Raw genomic sequence first — 17,038 nt, 5'->3', positions numbered from 1 at the left:
GAAGGCTTGCTGACGATTGACCCACAGCGTTTGACGGCTAAAACACCCATCAAGTTTATTAGAGAATGCCCTAAGAGCGTTTTGGAGAATATGATGACGGAACGGGTCGACGCCCACGGTTTGCAAGTGGCGAAAGAACTCTATGAGTTTGTGAATGGCAAGGCATTGCCGGAGACCGGAGTTGATCAGAACCATTTCTGGAAAAGCCTGTCCGCACTGGTTCATGACCTGGCTCCGAAAAACCGAGCCCTTTTGGCAAAACGCCACGCTCTCCAAGATCAAATCAACGCTTGGCACAAGGCCAATCCGGGCACACCGGACATGGCCGGTTACAAAACATTCTTGAGCGACATCGGCTATTTGGTGCCGGAAGGAGCTGACTTCGACGTCGGCACCGCCAACATTGATCCGGAGATCGGCTCTGTTGCCGGACCGCAGCTCGTCGTGCCTGTGATGAATGCCCGTTACGCACTGAACGCCGCCAATGCCCGCTGGGGCTCTCTTTATGATGCGCTTTACGGCACCGATGCCATGGGTTCCAAACCGCAGGCCGGTGGCTATGACGAAGCTCGCGGTGCGGAGGTGATCGCATACGCCCGCAAGGTGCTCGATGATGCCGCACCGCTTGCCAGCGGCAGCTGGGCCGATGTCACCGGATTTGCGATCGAAAACGAAGCCCTGACAGTTGCAACGGAAACCGGCAGCACTGCGCTGGCTGATGCGTCTCAGTTTGCAGGATATTCCGGCGACATTGCTGCGCCTTACAAGATCTTGCTTTCCAAAAATGGCCTCCATCTGGAAATCAACATCGATGGCAAGCATCCGATCGGTCAAACCGACAAGGCGCATATCTCCGATGTTGTTCTGGAATCGGCGATGTCCACGATCATGGATTGCGAAGATTCCGTCGCAGCAGTTGATGCGGAAGACAAAGTCGTCGTCTACACCAACTGGCTCGGCCTGATGAGAGGCGACCTTCAGGAAACCTTTGAAAAGGGCGGGGAAACCGTCACCCGTCAGATGCATGGCGACCGTCACTTCACCGCGCCGGATGGATCTGCGCTCAGCCTGCACGGCCGTTCGCTTTTGCTGGTGCGCAACGTCGGTCACCTAATGACCATCGATGCGGTGTTGGACAAGGATGGCAATGAAGTGCCTGAAGGTCTTCTGGACGGCATGATTACAGCGCTGATTGGTCTCCATGACATCGGTGCCAATGGCCGCAACACCAACAGCCGCGCCGGGTCGGTCTATATCGTTAAGCCGAAGATGCACGGTCCGGAAGAAGTGGCTTTTGCCTGCGAGATTTTTGACCGGGTCGAAGACGCGCTGGGCATGGACCGCAACACCCTGAAAATGGGCATCATGGACGAGGAACGCCGCACCACGGTGAACCTGAAAGAGTGCATTCGCCAAGCCAAAGACCGGGTGTTCTTCATTAACACCGGCTTCCTGGACCGGACTGGCGATGAAATGCACACCTCCATGGAAGCCGGCCCGATGATCCGCAAGGGCGACATGAAAGCCGCGACCTGGATCGGAGCTTACGAAAACAACAATGTCGATGTCGGCCTTGCGTGCGGCCTTCCGGGGCACGCGCAAATTGGCAAGGGCATGTGGGCCATGCCGGACCTGATGAACGCGATGCTGGATCAGAAGTCCGGCCATCCGATGTCCGGTGCCAATACGGCCTGGGTTCCGTCGCCGACAGCTGCAACGCTGCATGCGCTGCACTACCATAAGATTTCTGTTTCTGGCCGCCAGGCTGAACTGAAAACCCGGGAAGCAGCCAAACTGGATGACATTCTGTCGATCCCGGTGGCCGAACGGCCGAACTGGGCTCCGGACGATATCCAGGCAGAACTCGACAACAACGCTCAAGGCATCCTGGGCTATGTGGTCCGCTGGGTTGAGCAGGGCGTCGGTTGTTCCAAGGTTCCGGACATCAACAACGTCGGCTTGATGGAAGACCGCGCAACCTTGCGCATCTCTTCCCAGCATATTGCCAACTGGCTGCGTCACGGCGTTTGCTCCGAAGAGCAAGTCGTTGAGACTATGAAGAAGATGGCGAAGGTCGTTGATGGTCAAAATGCGGGCGATCCGCTGTATCGGCCAATGGCTGATGACTTTGATGGGTCTGTTGCGTTCCAAGCTGCTTGTGAATTGGTTTTGGAAGGCACCAAACAGCCAAACGGTTATACTGAGCCGGTGCTGCACCGCCGCCGGATCGAGTTTAAGGCAAAATCTGCGGCATAAGGCTATTGTTGAATTTGCAGAACAAGACCCCGCAAGGTTTCCTTGCGGGGTTTTTCAGTTGATCGCCACTTTGTCCGTGATGGCATGTCGCATTTAGCGGGCGATACTAGGGCTGGCAATTTCCCGCAGTTTGAGGTACGGCGGAAGCATGCGTTCATTCCTGACCGTCCTTTTGATGATTGTCTTTACAGCCGTGCATAGCCTTCCTGCTGCGGCTGAAACCGCGCAGGCAGAGCAGGCTGCACCGGTCAAGATGGATGTCCTAATACTGGACATGACTGCGCATGAGGCTGAGCAACTTGCCGCTAAAACCAAAAGCGCGCATGACCTGGCGCAGATCATGAACTGCTGCGGTTCCGACATCGCGGACGCAAATACGCATGCCAGCTCTAAGTGCGCGAGCGATTGCACGACGCTGTTGCCCGCAGCTCCAGAAGTGACGCTGCCAAGGGTTCTGCGGGAGCACGCAAATGCAATTTCGACTGTGAAATCTGCTGCGCCACCCGTTGCCGATCACCCTCCTCAAACAGTCTGAAACGAGCGGGACAACTGTCCCGCAAAAGGCCGGGTTCTAACGTCCGGCAGAATTTCTCTCTGACTGTTGAAGGGGTATCCAATGCCCAGTTTTTTCGCGCGATCCCACTCCGGATGGGATCGTTCTTCAGGTTATGAAAAGTCAAGGCGCTCCTGGCAGGCCGCATTTATGCTGGTTTGTTGTCTGGCAATGATTGGTGGCACGTTGATTGTGGTTGCCAGTGCACCGGCAGGAAGTTCCTTTGCGGACCGGTTTTTGCTCGTGTTGCCATTGATTGGCTGTGCCGCGCTGCATTTGCTCATGCACAAAATGATGGGCGGATGTGCCCTTAACGCTCGCGGTAAAAGCAACAAGAACGGAGAAAGATCCGATGTTTAATCTGAAAACTTTGTATGCCGGTGCGGTGGTGGCCGCTCTGACATTCACGCCCGTTCTTGCGGATGAGGAAAAATCCGTCACTGTCTACAAAACGCCGTGGTGCGGCTGTTGTCATGTATGGGCTGAAGAGGTTGCTAAAGCTGGCTATTCGGTCAAGGTGCATGACATGGAAGATCTGACCAGCATCAAAAAACAAGCTGGTGTTCCCGAGGACATGCAGGCGTGCCACACGGCCGTTGTCGGCAAGACGCGCAAATATGTGCTGGAGGGTCATGTGCCGCTTCAAGCGATGGACAAGCTGATGAGTGAGCGTCCGGATATTCACGGCCTCGCGGTAGCTGGAATGCCGATGGGATCGCTCGGCATGGATTACGATCCAAACGCCGAGTATCTGGTGCATGCCTTGCCGCAAAAACGCGGCGAAGCACCGACTGTTTATATGCGCATGGGGGAGGCTGAATAGTCTGCCTGTACGAAGACCTTGTCTTAATGGGAGCGGCGGGCCCGAGTGGGGCCGCCGTTTCTGACTGCTGGGTTGCGGTCCAAAGTGCCTCAACATGCACCTCTGGTTACGCAAACACGCGACTGCAGAATTCGAGACGAGCGGAGCGACAGTTTACGGCACCTGAGTCCGATTGATTAACCCGGACGTGATAAGCTTGTTTGATCGAGTACCAGTGGGATCATAAATCGATGTGATTTGATATGACCTGGACGCATGTATCAATCATAACCCTAGCGATTGGTGGCGGGCTCGCCTTTGCCGCGGTCAGCGGATACGGCCTTGGGTGGATGGGGTCGTCTGACCGCGCCATGTTAAAGCCTGAAAATCCGGAAATCGTTTCGGCCGGTAAGCAAATCTATCTTGACAACTGCGCAACTTGTCATGGCCAGAACCTTGAAGGTGAAGGCAATTGGAGTGTGAGCAATCCGGATGGTACGATGCCGGCTCCGCCGCACAATGAAACCGGGCATACCTGGCACCATGGATCGCAGTTGCTTTTTGATCTGACCAAACACGGGCTTGACGAAGTCGCTGGCGGCGATGGTTATTCAACGAATATGCCCGCCTTCAAGGACGTGTTGACCGATGAAGAGATCGTCTCTGTTTTATCCTTCATCAAATCCACCTGGCCGAAGGAAATCCGGGCTCGTCATGATGAGCTTGACGCGGCTTTGGCGCGGGGAGGGTAGATGCTGGAGCATTTGCGGGTGCGGGCTCAAAACTGACACGATTTTGGCTGGTGTTTTAGCGTAAGATCGAGCGGAGAACGTTCGAGGCAGGGCCGGAATCTGGTTAAGGGTCTTAACGCTGCACGGCGATGCCAATGACCGGTTTTCGTGTTTGATTTAGCGAGCCCTAGGCGGGTGTTGCAGAAGAAGGCTATGTGTCCCGTGTTTCCTTCCCTTTTAGTTCTCATTATCGGTCTTTTTTGATCAGCCAGATCAAGTTGATTTGAACCTTCGCGTTTAAACTCAATGCGCCATCTGGACGCGTCCGGATAGTCGCAAGGTGAGGAAGGCTTGATTCAACTGAATTCAATTCAGGCGGTCTGGTTGTTGGGTTGCTTGTGAACCCAAATTTCAGTCGCGCTGTCAGTTGCGTAAAAAAATTGCCTCAAATGGAATTGGAAGTGAAAGAAATACGTATAGTCAAAAGAGCAACATGAATAAGTAAAAATGTCTAATGTTTAGTACTAATGAAAATAAATATAAATAGAAAATTAATTCTCTCTACGGAATTTTGATAAATATCAAGCGCAATTTAAACAAAAAATGTGAAAAATACACAATCGTGAAGTGAGGTTTGTTGCGTCGATAGGTAAAATATTGGACGCCCGAATTACGGACCTGAGGCATTGCTGGCCGAGCAAATGTCGGTCTGACTAGTCAGGTGTAAGTAAGCAAGGCAGCCGCCGTTTGAGGTAATTGGGAGTTTTTAAGTAATAAATTGTGAGTGCAATTCATGTGCAAGGTAGATTTATGGAATAGGTGGCGGTGATGGTGCGGAGCTTTCATACACGTGCGCGGATAGGCCTCATTATTCATCTTGCCTGGGCGTTCGGGTTTGTTGCACTTGTTTTCTTCTATCTCACGTTTTCCATGTTACTTCATGATATTTCTGAACTTCGGCAAGATGAAAAAGTCATTGGTGAGTTATACTTCAATTTTCCGAGCCAAGACGTCTTGGTTGGTGCGGAGGTGGAAAACGCCTCCAAAGACATTTCAAGTATATGGCTGATTACCTTTTATCATCTAAATAAAAATCATGAAAAACTTTATGGAATAATTGGCGGTTCTGGTTTTGTTGAAATATCAATGGAACTAAACGGGATAGAGCAAAGAATAAAAAATGTTTTCAACGAAGTTGATAACGAAATTAACATAGAAACATTTGCTAGAGATGTAAGGATGTCCCTTGTGCGAGTAAGGGAAGTCTTAAGAAAAGGGTATCTCGACATTCAAAGGGAAATTGAAGGGCTCGAGGACCATGTCCATGCCCTTTTCAATATCTTGATCGGATCCTTCTGTATTTGGACTATTGCAGGAGGTTTGCTTGCGAAAGAACTAATCCTGCGGCCGCTGAAAGAAATAGGCGGAGACATAAAGCAGCTGGGTGTGGACTTGTCGCGCCGTTTGCCAAACAAGGGCAACGGTGAGTTGGGTCGGTTCTGTTTAGAAGTCAATCGCATGGCTTCTGATCTGGAACGAACGCACGCTTCAAGAACAGAACTTGAGAAAGAAATTCTGCTCCGTATGTCTTTGGAAGAGAAGGTGAGTGCCTTTTTCGACCAAGACATCAGCTTTCACATGATAATTAAGTCTGATGGACAGGTTGTCCGTGTAAACAAAGCCTTGCAGCAACTGTTGTTTGATGAAGAGGCGGGAAGTAGCGGACTCGATATATATGATTATGTCCACCGAAATGACACGGAAAAGCTTCGAGACGCCCTTATAGAGATTGGCAAAAAGCCAGGAGGTCTGCGAGTAGACATCCGGTTCCGTGCAAGCAATGGACTGTTCCGGCTTCTGTCCTGTGCGCTAAACCTGAGCGCTGACGCAAACACCGTCTACTTCGCTGCACTTGATATCACCGATCGTGAAGAGGTTGAGGAAAATCTGCGCCTCAGTGCCAGTGTATTCACGTCTGCCATGGAAGGGATCGTGATTACGGACAGGTCGGGCACCATCATCAATGTGAACAACGCGTTCTCAGTGATCACCGGCTATTCCCCTGACGAGATTATCGGTAAAAACCCGAGGGTCTTACAGTCCGGCCTACAGGATAAAAACTTCTATAAAGAGATGTGGAGCTGTATCGCGGAGCAGGGCTTCTGGCGCGGCGAAATGTGGAACAAGCGGAAGAATGGTGAGGTTTATCCGGAGCTGTTGACCATCAGTGCTGTCCGGGATGAACGCGGAGAACCGTCGCATTACATCGGAATGTTCTCTGATATCTCCCGGTTAAAGCAACATGAAACCAAATTACAGCAACTGGCTCATTTTGATGCGCTGACGGGCTTGCCCAATCGGGTTCTTCTCACTGAGCGTATCCGGGAAAAACTGCGGTGGGCAAAGCGCACCGGCGCGAGAGTTGCTGTCGGTTTTATTGATTTGGATGATTTCAAAGGCATCAATGAAATTCACGGTCACGAAACAGGTGACCAGTTGCTGGTTGCCGTTGCCGAACGGTTGGCGGGCGACCTTCGCGACAATGATGTTCTGGCACGTATAGGTGGCGATGAATTTGTCGTTGTTCTGGGAGAAGTAGATGATGAGGACGAGGTCGATATCGTTTTTGATCGCCTGCTGAATAAATTTCAGGAACCCTTTAAATTGATTGATGCGGTGGTTTCGACAACGGCAAGTATCGGGATCGCTAATTTTGACCGCAGAAATGAAATAGACTCCGGTCTACTATTAAGGCGGGCGGACATGGCGATGTACCGGGCGAAGTTGTTCGGCCGGAACTGCTGTTTCCACTTCGATCCGCAAGAGGACACGGAAATTCAGCGAAACTCAGCGATGATCCGGGAAGTTGGAAACGCCCTTATAAATGGTGAATTCATACTCAATTACCAGCCAAAAATAGACTTGCGGACAGGTGAAATAATCGATGTAGAGGCGCTCATTCGCTGGCAGAAACCGGATGGGAAAATCATCATGCCAGGGGATTTCCTGCCGTTGGTTGAAGATGACGACGTCATTATCAAGATCGGGGAACGCGTCATCGAGTTGGCATTTAAGCAGCTTGCGTCCTGGGACAAGCAGGAAGTTCCCTATGGCGTCAGCGTTAATATTGCTGCCCGGCAACTGCAAAGCCCGGACTTTGCAAGACAATTCGAAAAGCTTGTTGCGAACCAGCCGGTAGAACTGATCGAAAAACTCGAGATTGAGATACTCGAAACAACGGCGATCAATGCTCCTGAAGTGGTTATCCAGCAAATGCAGAGATTGATTGATCTCGGTGTGACTTTTTCGCTCGATGATTTCGGAACAGGCTATTCATCGCTCACGTATTTGCGGGAGTTGCCGGTCTCCAAAATTAAGATAGACCAAGGGTTCATTCAACGGATCTTGAAAAATCAGTCAGACCAAAAGATCCTGCATGGCACCATTTCTCTCGGTAAGTCGTTTGGATTGGACGTTGTGGCCGAGGGCATGGAAACGGACGCGCACGGGTATTGGCTCTTGGAGCACGGCTGCTATTTGGCGCAGGGGTATGCGATCAGCAAACCGCTTCCGGAAGCAGAGTTTATGCGGTGGCGTGCGGCCTGGATGTCCGACAACCCCTGGAAAACACCTTACAAACAAGCTTCGTCCAGTTGATCGAGAAAGCTATGCCCAGTCTACGTCGGTGGGCTCAAAGCGGTGCCGCCGGAGTTTCTTGCAAGCCGAGGTGGAGCTCGGTGCCGGTGTAGGGATGAGCGCGGGCGACGTCTTCGTTGAGGTCGTGGCCAAGCCCCGGTTCAGGTGAGGGAATGATGTAGCCGTCTTCCCAGCGGATCGGAGTTTTCAAAAGGTCGGCATAAAACCCACCGAATGTGCGGATCGATTCCAGCACCAGGAAATTCGGGCTGCAGGTGGCCAGCTGAATGTTGGCAAGCGCCACCAAGGGCCCGCAATATAGATGCGGGGCGATCTGTGCGGAATGGCATTCGGCCATGGCCGCGATCTTCTTTGCCTCCAGCAGGCCCCCGACGCGGCCAAGGTTCATCTGCAAGATGCTCGCCGCACCCGTCTCCAGAACGCGTGAGAACTCATACTTTGTGCAAAGGCGTTCGCCGGTCGCCACCGGAATGGATGTGTAGCGGGCAACTTCCGCCATATCTTCCGGCTTTTCCGGCGGGATTGGCTCTTCAAACCAAAGCGGATCATAGGCTTCCAAGCACCGGGCCATGCGCTTGGCGCCCGAAACGGTGAATTGCCCGTGAGTGCCGAACAGGAGATCGGCCCTTGTGCCGACCGCCTCGCGGATCTTGCGGCAAAAGGCCTCGGAACGCTCCAGATCCTCCAGGCTCGGCTGATGGCCGTCATAGATGGTGTAGGCGCCGGCCGGATCGAATTTGACGGCTGTAAATCCCTGTTCGACCGCTTTTACTGCGGCCTCTGCCGCCATATCCGGATCATTGTAGACGTTAGGCTTGTCCGGATCGGGATAAACATCGCCGCTAGCCGGATAAAGGTAAGTGTAGGAGCGCAGCCGCTCATGCACCTTGCCGCCCAAAAGCTCATAGGCAGGTTTATCCGCCGCCTTGCCGATGATGTCCCAACAGGCCATTTCAAGACCTGACAGAACGCCCATGACGGTGACGTCGGGGCGCAAGGTGTAACCGGCCCCATAGGTCTTGTGCCACAGCTTTTCGATGTGGTGCGGATTTTCGCCTTCAAACTGGCGTGCAAACACATCCTCGGCCATCTGCGCCACCAGATGAGGACCGAAGGTGGCGTTATAAATCTCGCCATAACCGGTGATGCCGCAGGCCGTCACCAGCTTGACGAAGATGAAATAGCGGCCGCCGTGGCGGGGCGGCGGATTACCGACGACGAAGGTTTCAATGGTACTGAGTTTCACTGTCCTGCGTCCTAGCTCTGATTGCTGATGGTGATGGCTTTCACCTTGGTATAGGCGTCCAATCCTTCCCAGCCCTTTTCGCGGCCATAACCGGATTTTTTATTGCCCCCGAACGGCAGTTCCAGACCGCCTGCCCAATAGTCGTTGACCGAAACCTGGCCGCTGTCCAAAGCATGGGCAACCCGCATGGCCCGGCCTGTGTCGCGGGTATAGACGCTGGCCATGAGGCCGAACTCGGTGCCATTGGCGAGCTCGATCGCTTCGTCTTCGGTTTCAAAGTTCTGAACTGACAGGACGGGCCCAAAAATCTCGTCCTGAACCGCCGGGTCATTAGCGCGCAGATCGGCAATAATCGTGGGCTCAAAGAACCAGCCCTTGCCGGTTTCCGGATCGGTGGTGACATCGCCGCCGGTCAGGATGTTGGCGCCGCGCGCCTTGGCGGCATCGACGTGGGCCTTAATCCGGCCAAGATGCAGATCGGAATTGACCGCTCCCATACCTGGATTTTTCAGACCATGGCCGACTTTCAGGGCTTTTGCCTTTTCACTCAAGATGGCCAGAACATCGTCGCGCAGGGATGTGTGCAGGACAAGGCGGGAACCGGCAGAACAAATCTGGCCGGAATTGGAAAAGATCGCCCAATAGGCGCCGTCCGCGACCTTTTCAGGATCGGCGTCTTCAAAGGCAATCAGCGGCGATTTGCCGCCAAGTTCCAGGGTCAGACGGGTGACATTGGGCGCAGCCATTTGCGCCACATTGATGCCTGTGGTGACGGAGCCGGTGAAGGTCAGTTGCTTGATCCGCGGATCTTGAGCCAGTTTGGCGCCAACATCAGACCCAAGCCCGGTCACCACATTCACCAGCCCGTCCGGCACACCGGCTTCGGACAGGAGTTCTGCCATCACAAGGGCTGTGAAAGGTGTCGTTTCGGCGGGCTTGGCCACAACAGAGCAGCCTGCCGCGAGCGCCGGGGCAACACCGCGTGCAAACGTCGAGGTGGGATAGTTCCAGGGAATGATGTGCCCTGTCACGCCGACCGGTTCGCGCACGGTGAAGGCGGTGTAGGCCGGGCCGAGGTTCACAGAGCGGCCATCGAGTTTGTCGGCTGCGCCTGCATAATACTCAAACAGCCGGGCTGAGCCCTGAACATCGCCCTGTGCTTCAGCCAAGGTTTTGCCGCTGTCGATCACTTCCAGAACGGCAAGCCTGTCGGCATTTTCCCGGAAGATCCGGGCGGCGTTGTTGAGGATGCGGCAGCGTTCGCCGGGGGTGACCTGGCGCCAGTGTTTGGCGGCAAGCTCCGCCGTCTCAATCGCGCGCTCCATGTCGCTTTCAGTGCCAAGGGAAAACTCGGCAAAAGCTTCTGCGCGCGCCGGATCGAAACTTTCCATTTTCCGTGCTGAAGCGCCGGTGAACTTGCCGCCGATGAAATGGCCGTCAGGAAGGCCTGGCAGGGAGCCTGTGTCGAGATAGGAATTTGCGAGGTCTTGAACGGTCATGCAGTGGCTCTTTTTTGGTCTTCCAGAATGAGGTCGGCGCCCCTTAGCGCGAGCATCATGGTCGGGGCATTTGTATTGCCAGAGGTGATATTGGGAAAGGCGGACGCATCGACAACACGCAAACGGTCAATGCCGTGAACTTTCAGCCGGGGATCCACCACTGAATTGGTTTGTTCTTTGCCCATCCGGCAGGTGGAAACCGGGTGATAGACGGTTCCGGCCCGCTCGCGGAAGTCGGCAAGCAGGGCGTCTTCATTCATCGTCAGAAGATCGGGGCCTTGAGGCCGTTCAACAATGGCCTGAAGCGCTTTGGCCATCATGATTTTCTGGCAGAGTTTACCGCCGGCGATCACAGACTGCTGGTCCTCTTCCGTGGCCAATGAATTGGGCTGGATGGCCGGAGCGGTGCTGCTGTAAGCGCTTTTGATTTCAACCCTGCCCCGGCTGGTCGGGCGGGCCGGCTGGGCACAGATAATGAACCCATTGAAGGGATCAAGCGTAAACCGGGACGAGCCACCACTTGGTTTCATTTGATAACTGATCGGGTTGAAATAGATCTGCTGATCCGGCTGAAGCAACCAGGAGCGGGAGCGTAAGAACCCACCGCATTGATTGACCGACAGCGACAGTGGCCCCTTTCGGGAAAGCGCATATTGCAGTGCTGCCCGGGCTTGGCCGAGAAGCGGCCGCAAGACCGCATTGAGAGTTGGATCCTTGGCCCGGAACGTATAGGTCGCTGCCAGATGATCCTGCAGGTGGGCACCGACATTGCCGTTGTCTTGAACAACCGGAATGCCATGCGATTGCAGCAGATTTCCAGGACCGATGCCCGACACTTGGAGCAGTTGCGGCGAGGCGATCGCACCGGCTGACAGGATAACCTCTTTGGCAGCAAAGAGTTTTTCGCCCGAAAGAAGTTCAACGCCTACAGCACAGGGGCCTTGAAACAGGATCCGCTTGACTTGGGTGTTGGTGCGTACGGACAAATTGGGCCGTTTGAGAGCCGGGCGCAGGAAGGCATAGGCTGAGGAACAGCGCCGGCCGTGACGGGTGTTGATGTGATAGGTCCCGGCGCCTTCCGGCTGACTGCCGTTGAAATCATCTGTCAGCGGCAATCCGCTTTCCTTGATGGCCGCAAAAAAATGACGGTTCAGCGCGTGGATCTGGCTGGACGTGTCTTGAACGTTGATCGGCCCGTCGCCCTGGACAGACCCATTCGTCCCGGTCTTGGTTTCCAGCCGCTCAAAGACTTTCCGGACCGTGTCCCAGCCCCAGCCGGCAGCTCCGGCATTTTCCCAGTCCTGATAGTCCTGGGGCAATCCCCGGCAATAGACCATGGCATTGATCGATCCAGAGCCGCCGAGCAGTTTGCCGCGCGGCCAAAAGATGGAGCGTCCGTTCAGGCCGTCATCCGCCTCCGTCATATACCGCCAGGTTTTGGATGGATCGGTATAGAGTCTGCCGTAACCAAGAGGCAGCGACACCCAGGGGGACCGGTCCGAGCCGCCGGCTTCCAAGAGCAGCACAGTTATGTCTGGATCGGCGCTCAGCCGTTCGGCGAGGATACAGCCAGCCGATCCGGCGCCTATGATGATGTAATCGGCCTTTTGCACGTCTTACGAACTCCGCAAATCGAAAAGTCTTCCAACTGTGCGCGAAATTGCCAAAAGCCTATAACGAAAAATTATTTGGCAGAACCTCGAAAAAATTTGAAAGAGAGCGCTGAACTGAATAGGGTTTTGGAAAGTGTTGCCCCCCGAACTACCGCCAAACCGGAACATCAATGGCTTACAATTTGCCGCCTCTGCCTTGGCTTCGTGCTTTCGAAGCATCGGCGCGGTTAAGGAATTTCACCCGCGCAGCCGAAGAGCTTTTGATTACGCCTGCTGCGGTGAGTTACCAGGTTCGCCAGCTTGAACAGCATTTGGGCTACCCGTTGTTCGACCGGGTGCACCGGGAGCTGAAATTGACACGTCTCGGACAGACGTATCTGCCGTCGGTCGAGAAAGCCTTTTCAGATCTCTCGATTGCAACGGTGTCGGTTTTTGGTGGCCGGGAGCGCAAACCTGTGCGCTTCCGGTGTCTGAACAGTTTTGGCCATCTCTGGATGATCCCGAGGATTCGCGCCTTTGAAACGGAATTTCCTGGGATTGCTTTGCAGATGATTTCGGCCGCTTGGGCTGAAAGCCTCAATCCGGATCTTTTTGAAATCGATGTGCGGTTTGGCGACGGGACCTGGCGAGATGGTGCCGTCGAGCTCTTGGTCAATGATCCGGTTATCACTGTCTGCCATCCGGATCTTGCCCTGACAGGCAAAGACAGCGATGTCGTCCAGCTCAGCAAAGCCAAGCGGCTGGATATCATGGGTGTGGCCGACACCTGGGAGAGTTTCTTCCGCCTTTATGGTGAAACTGTTCCGGACCGCACCGGTCTACAGGTCGATCAGACGCTTTCGGCGCTCGAATTGGCAGCCCTTGGGCACGGCCACGCCCTGGTGCTGGAAACCCTGGCACGGCCTTACCTGGATACGGGCCGATTGGTCCGCTCCACAAACAAGAAAATTGTCAGCCGCCACAGCTATTATCTGGTGACCTCAGGTCCGCGGCAGGCGTTAAGCCCGGAAGCGCAAACGTTTTGTGAGTGGCTCATTCGGGAAATGAGGGCCTGACATTGTTATTCATGTTCATCAGGGTCTTTCGTATCGTCGGTGTTCGTAACTTTGTACGCGACCAGATAGCCCCAAGCGGCATAGGCAGTGATTGCCCCGATGATAAAGCCCCATGTCTGGTCTTGATTGAAAAACTCCAGACCGGTCCACCCAGCGCAGAACAGGACAATAAGGACGCGCCGCCAAAGCGGATCGAGCCAGGGATGTTCAAACCCGCCAAACACAACTTTACCTTTCTACTAGATGCCGTTCCCATCAGCTGCAATGGCAGGCTTTCCTAGGGGAAGGTGGCAAGATATTGCGAAACATAGGAAATCGCGCCTGTTTTCCTAGGTTTTCGTCTTGCATCATTGTTCTTAAAATAACAAGGTAGCCGCGCTGCCTGATGCTGAAAAGGCTGCCATCGTCATGAATACCGGCGTGAGGATATGCTGACACCGCTCGACCTTCTGACAGCCAACGACACGCCTGGCCAACATCCGCCATCCTATTATGCGGCGACCGCACGCTGGCAGACAGCTTATCCGCCGCTTGATGGATCTTCCCAGGCAGACGTTGTTGTCGTTGGTGGAGGGTACACTGGACTGTCAGCGGCTCTGCATCTGGCCGAAAGCGGATTGAATGTTGTCCTGCTGGAAGCCAACCGGGTTGGCTGGGGCGCTTCCGGGCGTAATGGCGGGCAAGTCGGGTCGGGCCAACGCGTCGAACAGGACGTTCTAGAAGAGCGCCACGGAAAATCGCATGCCAAGCTGCTCTGGGAACTGGCTGAAGACTCAAAGGCGCTGGTCAAACATCTGATCGAAAAACATCAGATTGCCTGCGACTACACCCCCGGCATTCTTCATGCAGACCATCGCGAGGCCTATGTCGAAGATAGCCGCGACTACGTCGAGCATCTCCGTCTCACATATGGCTATGATCAGATCCGATTTGTCGACGGTGATGAGATTGGCGATCTGGTTGGTAGTCCGAAGTACTTCGGCGGATCCCTGGATATGGGATCGGGGCACCTACATCCGCTCAATTATGCCCTCGGCCTTGCGCGCGCGGCCGAAAAGGCGGGAGCCAAGATCTTTGAGGAAACTAAGGTCACCGAAATTGCCGAAAACGGCGACGGGACCGTGACTGTTTCAACGGACCGCGGCAATGTCCGGGCTCGGCACCTTGCCCTCGCGTGCAATGGTTATCTCGGCAAGCTGGAAGCGGAAACGGCCGCACATGTCATGCCGATCAACAATTTCATCGTTGCGACAGAGCCGTTCTCCGAAGAGGACGCCAAGGCTTTGATCCGGGACAATGTTGCTGTGGCGGACAGCAAGTTTGTCATCAATTATTTCCGCCTGTCCGCCGACCGGCGGCTGTTGTTTGGTGGCGGTGAAAATTACGGCTACCGCTTTCCGGACGACATAAAATCATTTGTCCGCCGGCCAATGCTGGAAATCTTCCCGCAGCTTAAAGACGCGAAAATCGACTATGGCTGGGGCGGGACCTTGGCAATTACCCCCAAACGCATGCCGTATTTTGCCCGTCTGAAACCCAATATCCTGACGGCAACCGGATATTCCGGACATGGGGTCGCCATGGCAACGCTGGGCGGACAGTTGATGGCCGAAGCAATTACGGGCACCGCCGGCCGGTTCGACGTCTTCGAACGGCTCAATATCCCGGCTTTCCCGGGTGGGGACAAGTTGCGCTTTCCGCTTCTGGTGCTGGCCATGACCTGGTTTTCCCTCAGGGACCGGCTCGGGATTTAGCACAGTGCACAAGATGCAAGATCAACGCCGATTGGCCGGAAGTTATTGGGAGGCCAGCAGGCCGCCGCCCCGGCCAGACCGGCAGCTGATCGGCAATGCGCAGTTTGATGTTGCCGTGATTGGCGCCGGATTTGCCGGTTTAAGCGCGGCAATGAAACTCGCCGAAGCCGGTGTGTCTGTCTGCGTGCTTGAAGCAGAACATGTCGGCTATGGCGCTTCGGGTCGGAACGGCGGATTTTGTTGCCTTGGCGGAACCAAACTGAGTGTTCACCAACTTATCCAGCGCTACGGCCTGGACGGCGCCCGCAATTTCCTCGCCTATCAGGTGGCCGGGATCAATCAGGTTGCACAGCGTCTAAAGGCCTGGGGAGTTGATGCCGATTGCCACTCACAAGGGGAAATTACCCTGGCGCACCGGCCCCGTGATTTTGACGCGTTTAAAGCTGAAGCGGCATTCCTGAAGGACAAATTCGGCGTCAAGTCGCGGATCTTGGACAAGAGTGCGTTGACTGCAGAAGGATACGGCGGATCCGGCTTCTATGTCGGTCTGCACATGCCCTATGGCTTTGCACTTAATCCGATGGCCTATCTTTATGGATTGGCGGACCAGGTCCGCAAGAAAGGTGGCCGGATATTTGGCAAATCCGCCGTAACCGGTGTTGCCCGCGACGGGGACCGCTGGCGGCTGGACACGGAGCACGGTTTTGTCCGCACCAAACGGGTCATCCTGGCTGGGAACGGTTATTCTAAAGAAACCGTACCGAAATGGATCCATGGCCGGACCTTGCCGGTTATGTCTTCCATACACGTGACTCGGCCTATGACTGATGAGGAACTGGCCGCCCAGGGCTGGACGTCGGACACAATGGCGTCCGACTCCCGGATCCTGTTGCACTATTTCCGGCTGATGCCCGATAAACGGTTTCTGTTCGGCACACGCGGCGGCATTTTTGAAAACGAGCCGGCGCTCAAAGCCATGCACAAACGGGCCCGCCACGATTTCAATACAATGTTTCCGGCCTGGAAAGGCGTTGAAAGCGAGTATCAGTGGTATGGCAAAGTGTGCCTGTCGCGCAATCTGACGCCGTTCGTTGGCCAAGTTCCCGGTATGGACGGTCTGTATGCTGCGATGGGCTGGCACGGTAGCGGGGTGGCAATGGCGTCTCTGTCCGGTGAAAAAGTTGCTGGTTTGATTATGGGATCAGTTCGGCAGGAAGATTTGCCCGAACCACTGCAGCAACCGTTCAAGCGGTTTCCCTTTCCATCTCTTCGCAAACTCTATCTGCAAGGTGCCTATTGGTGGTACGGCTATCAGGATATGTGATGGTTTAAAATGCCGACACGATAGGGAAGGGGAGGCGGATGCCGGCAACATCCAAGCAAGAACTGCTTGAGGTCACTCAGAAAGAATGGGTGAAATTGTCGGAAGTGCTCGCCGAATTACCTGCCATGCTGCGCCTTGAAAAGGACACCGATGGAATTTCCGCCAAGGATATTGTTGGCCATCGCGCCCATTGGATCGAACTCTTCCTTGGCTGGTATCGCGACGGGCAAGCGGGAAACCCGGTCCATATTCCAGCGGAGGGGTACAAATGGTCTGAGACGGCGCGGTACAATGCGGATTTAAGAGACAGGCAGGCCGGGTTTTCCTGGGTTTCCGTTACTGCGATGCTCGAAGCCAATCACAGCGAACTCTTGGCACTCATCGAGAATCTCTCTGACAAAGACCTCTATGGTAGTCCTATGAAAGGCAGCCGCAGCAAGTGGACGGCGGGGCGCTTCGCCGAAGCTGCCGGGCCAAGCCACTATCGTTCAGCAGCGAAGTATTTGAAAAAACGGATGCGCGCTGCCAAAGCAGAGCGGCCGTGATCC

At 54.6% G+C, this 17,038-nt stretch carries 13 protein-coding genes; 9 read left to right on the top strand and 4 right to left on the bottom strand.

The features are described 5' to 3' along the window. The first annotated feature begins 93 nt into the window (after window positions 1–93). The 5 genes from FJ695_RS25655 (at window position 94) to FJ695_RS25635 (ending at window position 7,999) form a co-directional block, all read left to right on the top strand. A complete protein-coding gene (locus FJ695_RS25655; protein ID WP_141188931.1) occupies window positions 94–2,256 on the top strand; it encodes a malate synthase G in 2,163 nt (720 codons plus the stop codon). Window positions 2,257–2,404: 148 nt separating this feature from the next. Beyond that, the gene (locus tag FJ695_RS25650; protein ID WP_141188095.1) at window positions 2,405–2,791 is read left to right on the top strand and encodes a hypothetical protein; all 387 of its coding nucleotides are present in this window, start codon (window positions 2,405–2,407) and stop codon (window positions 2,789–2,791) included. 370 nt (window positions 2,792–3,161) lie between these two features. Next, window positions 3,162–3,632 carry a DUF411 domain-containing protein gene (locus tag FJ695_RS25645; protein WP_141188094.1) on the top strand — a complete coding sequence of 157 codons (471 nt, stop codon included), beginning with the start codon at window positions 3,162–3,164 and terminating at the stop codon, window positions 3,630–3,632. Window positions 3,633–3,874: 242 nt separating this feature from the next. Then, a complete protein-coding gene (locus tag FJ695_RS25640) occupies window positions 3,875–4,363 on the top strand; it encodes a cytochrome c (RefSeq protein ID WP_141188093.1) in 489 nt (162 codons plus the stop codon). 807 nt (window positions 4,364–5,170) lie between these two features. Beyond that, window positions 5,171–7,999 carry an EAL domain-containing protein gene (locus tag FJ695_RS25635; RefSeq protein WP_141188092.1) on the top strand — a complete coding sequence of 943 codons (2,829 nt, stop codon included), beginning with the start codon at window positions 5,171–5,173 and terminating at the stop codon, window positions 7,997–7,999. A gap of 34 nt (window positions 8,000–8,033) precedes the next feature. On the opposite strand, the gene FJ695_RS25630 is transcribed toward FJ695_RS25635, so the two are convergent. The 3 genes from FJ695_RS25630 to FJ695_RS25620 are packed head-to-tail and all read right to left on the bottom strand — an operon-like array spanning window position 8,034 to window position 12,357. After that, a complete protein-coding gene (locus FJ695_RS25630) occupies window positions 8,034–9,245 on the bottom strand; it encodes a mandelate racemase/muconate lactonizing enzyme family protein (protein ID WP_141188091.1) in 1,212 nt (403 codons plus the stop codon). Between the two features lie 11 nt (window positions 9,246–9,256). Beyond that, the gene (locus FJ695_RS25625) at window positions 9,257–10,744 is read right to left on the bottom strand and encodes an aldehyde dehydrogenase family protein (RefSeq protein ID WP_141188090.1); all 1,488 of its coding nucleotides are present in this window, start codon (window positions 10,742–10,744) and stop codon (window positions 9,257–9,259) included. Beyond that, window positions 10,741–12,357, bottom strand: coding sequence for a GMC family oxidoreductase (locus FJ695_RS25620; protein ID WP_141188089.1), 1,617 nt, complete (start codon window positions 12,355–12,357; stop codon window positions 10,741–10,743). The genes FJ695_RS25625 and FJ695_RS25620 overlap by 4 nt, the downstream gene beginning before the upstream one ends. Before the next feature lie 170 nt (window positions 12,358–12,527). Between FJ695_RS25620 and FJ695_RS25615 the strand changes: the two genes are divergently transcribed. Beyond that, a complete protein-coding gene (locus FJ695_RS25615; protein ID WP_141188088.1) occupies window positions 12,528–13,412 on the top strand; it encodes a LysR family transcriptional regulator in 885 nt (294 codons plus the stop codon). Window positions 13,413–13,417: 5 nt separating this feature from the next. Here the strand turns inward: FJ695_RS25615 and FJ695_RS25610 are convergent, their stop codons facing one another. Next, window positions 13,418–13,636: a hypothetical protein gene (locus FJ695_RS25610; protein ID WP_141188087.1), complete on the bottom strand. Its 219-nt coding sequence runs from the start codon at window positions 13,634–13,636 to the stop codon at window positions 13,418–13,420. A gap of 204 nt (window positions 13,637–13,840) precedes the next feature. Between FJ695_RS25610 and FJ695_RS25605 the strand changes: the two genes are divergently transcribed. From FJ695_RS25605 to FJ695_RS25595, 3 genes are read left to right on the top strand one after another with little or no spacing between them, the layout of a single operon-like run. Next, complete coding sequence (locus FJ695_RS25605; RefSeq protein WP_141188086.1) at window positions 13,841–15,166, top strand: FAD-binding oxidoreductase; 1,326 nt, start codon at window positions 13,841–13,843, stop codon at window positions 15,164–15,166. A gap of 13 nt (window positions 15,167–15,179) precedes the next feature. Next, on the top strand, window positions 15,180–16,490 hold the full coding sequence (locus FJ695_RS25600; RefSeq protein WP_141188930.1) for an FAD-binding oxidoreductase: 1,311 nt from the start codon (window positions 15,180–15,182) through the stop codon (window positions 16,488–16,490). Between the two features lie 38 nt (window positions 16,491–16,528). Beyond that, a complete protein-coding gene (locus FJ695_RS25595; protein ID WP_141188085.1) occupies window positions 16,529–17,035 on the top strand; it encodes a ClbS/DfsB family four-helix bundle protein in 507 nt (168 codons plus the stop codon). Window positions 17,036–17,038: the final 3 nt, after the last annotated feature.

Origin of the sequence: Labrenzia sp. PHM005 (assembly GCF_006517275.1) — a bacterium.
Classification (GTDB): Bacteria; Pseudomonadota; Alphaproteobacteria; order Rhizobiales; family Stappiaceae; genus Roseibium.
This window is presented reverse-complemented; position numbering and strand designations above follow the sequence as displayed.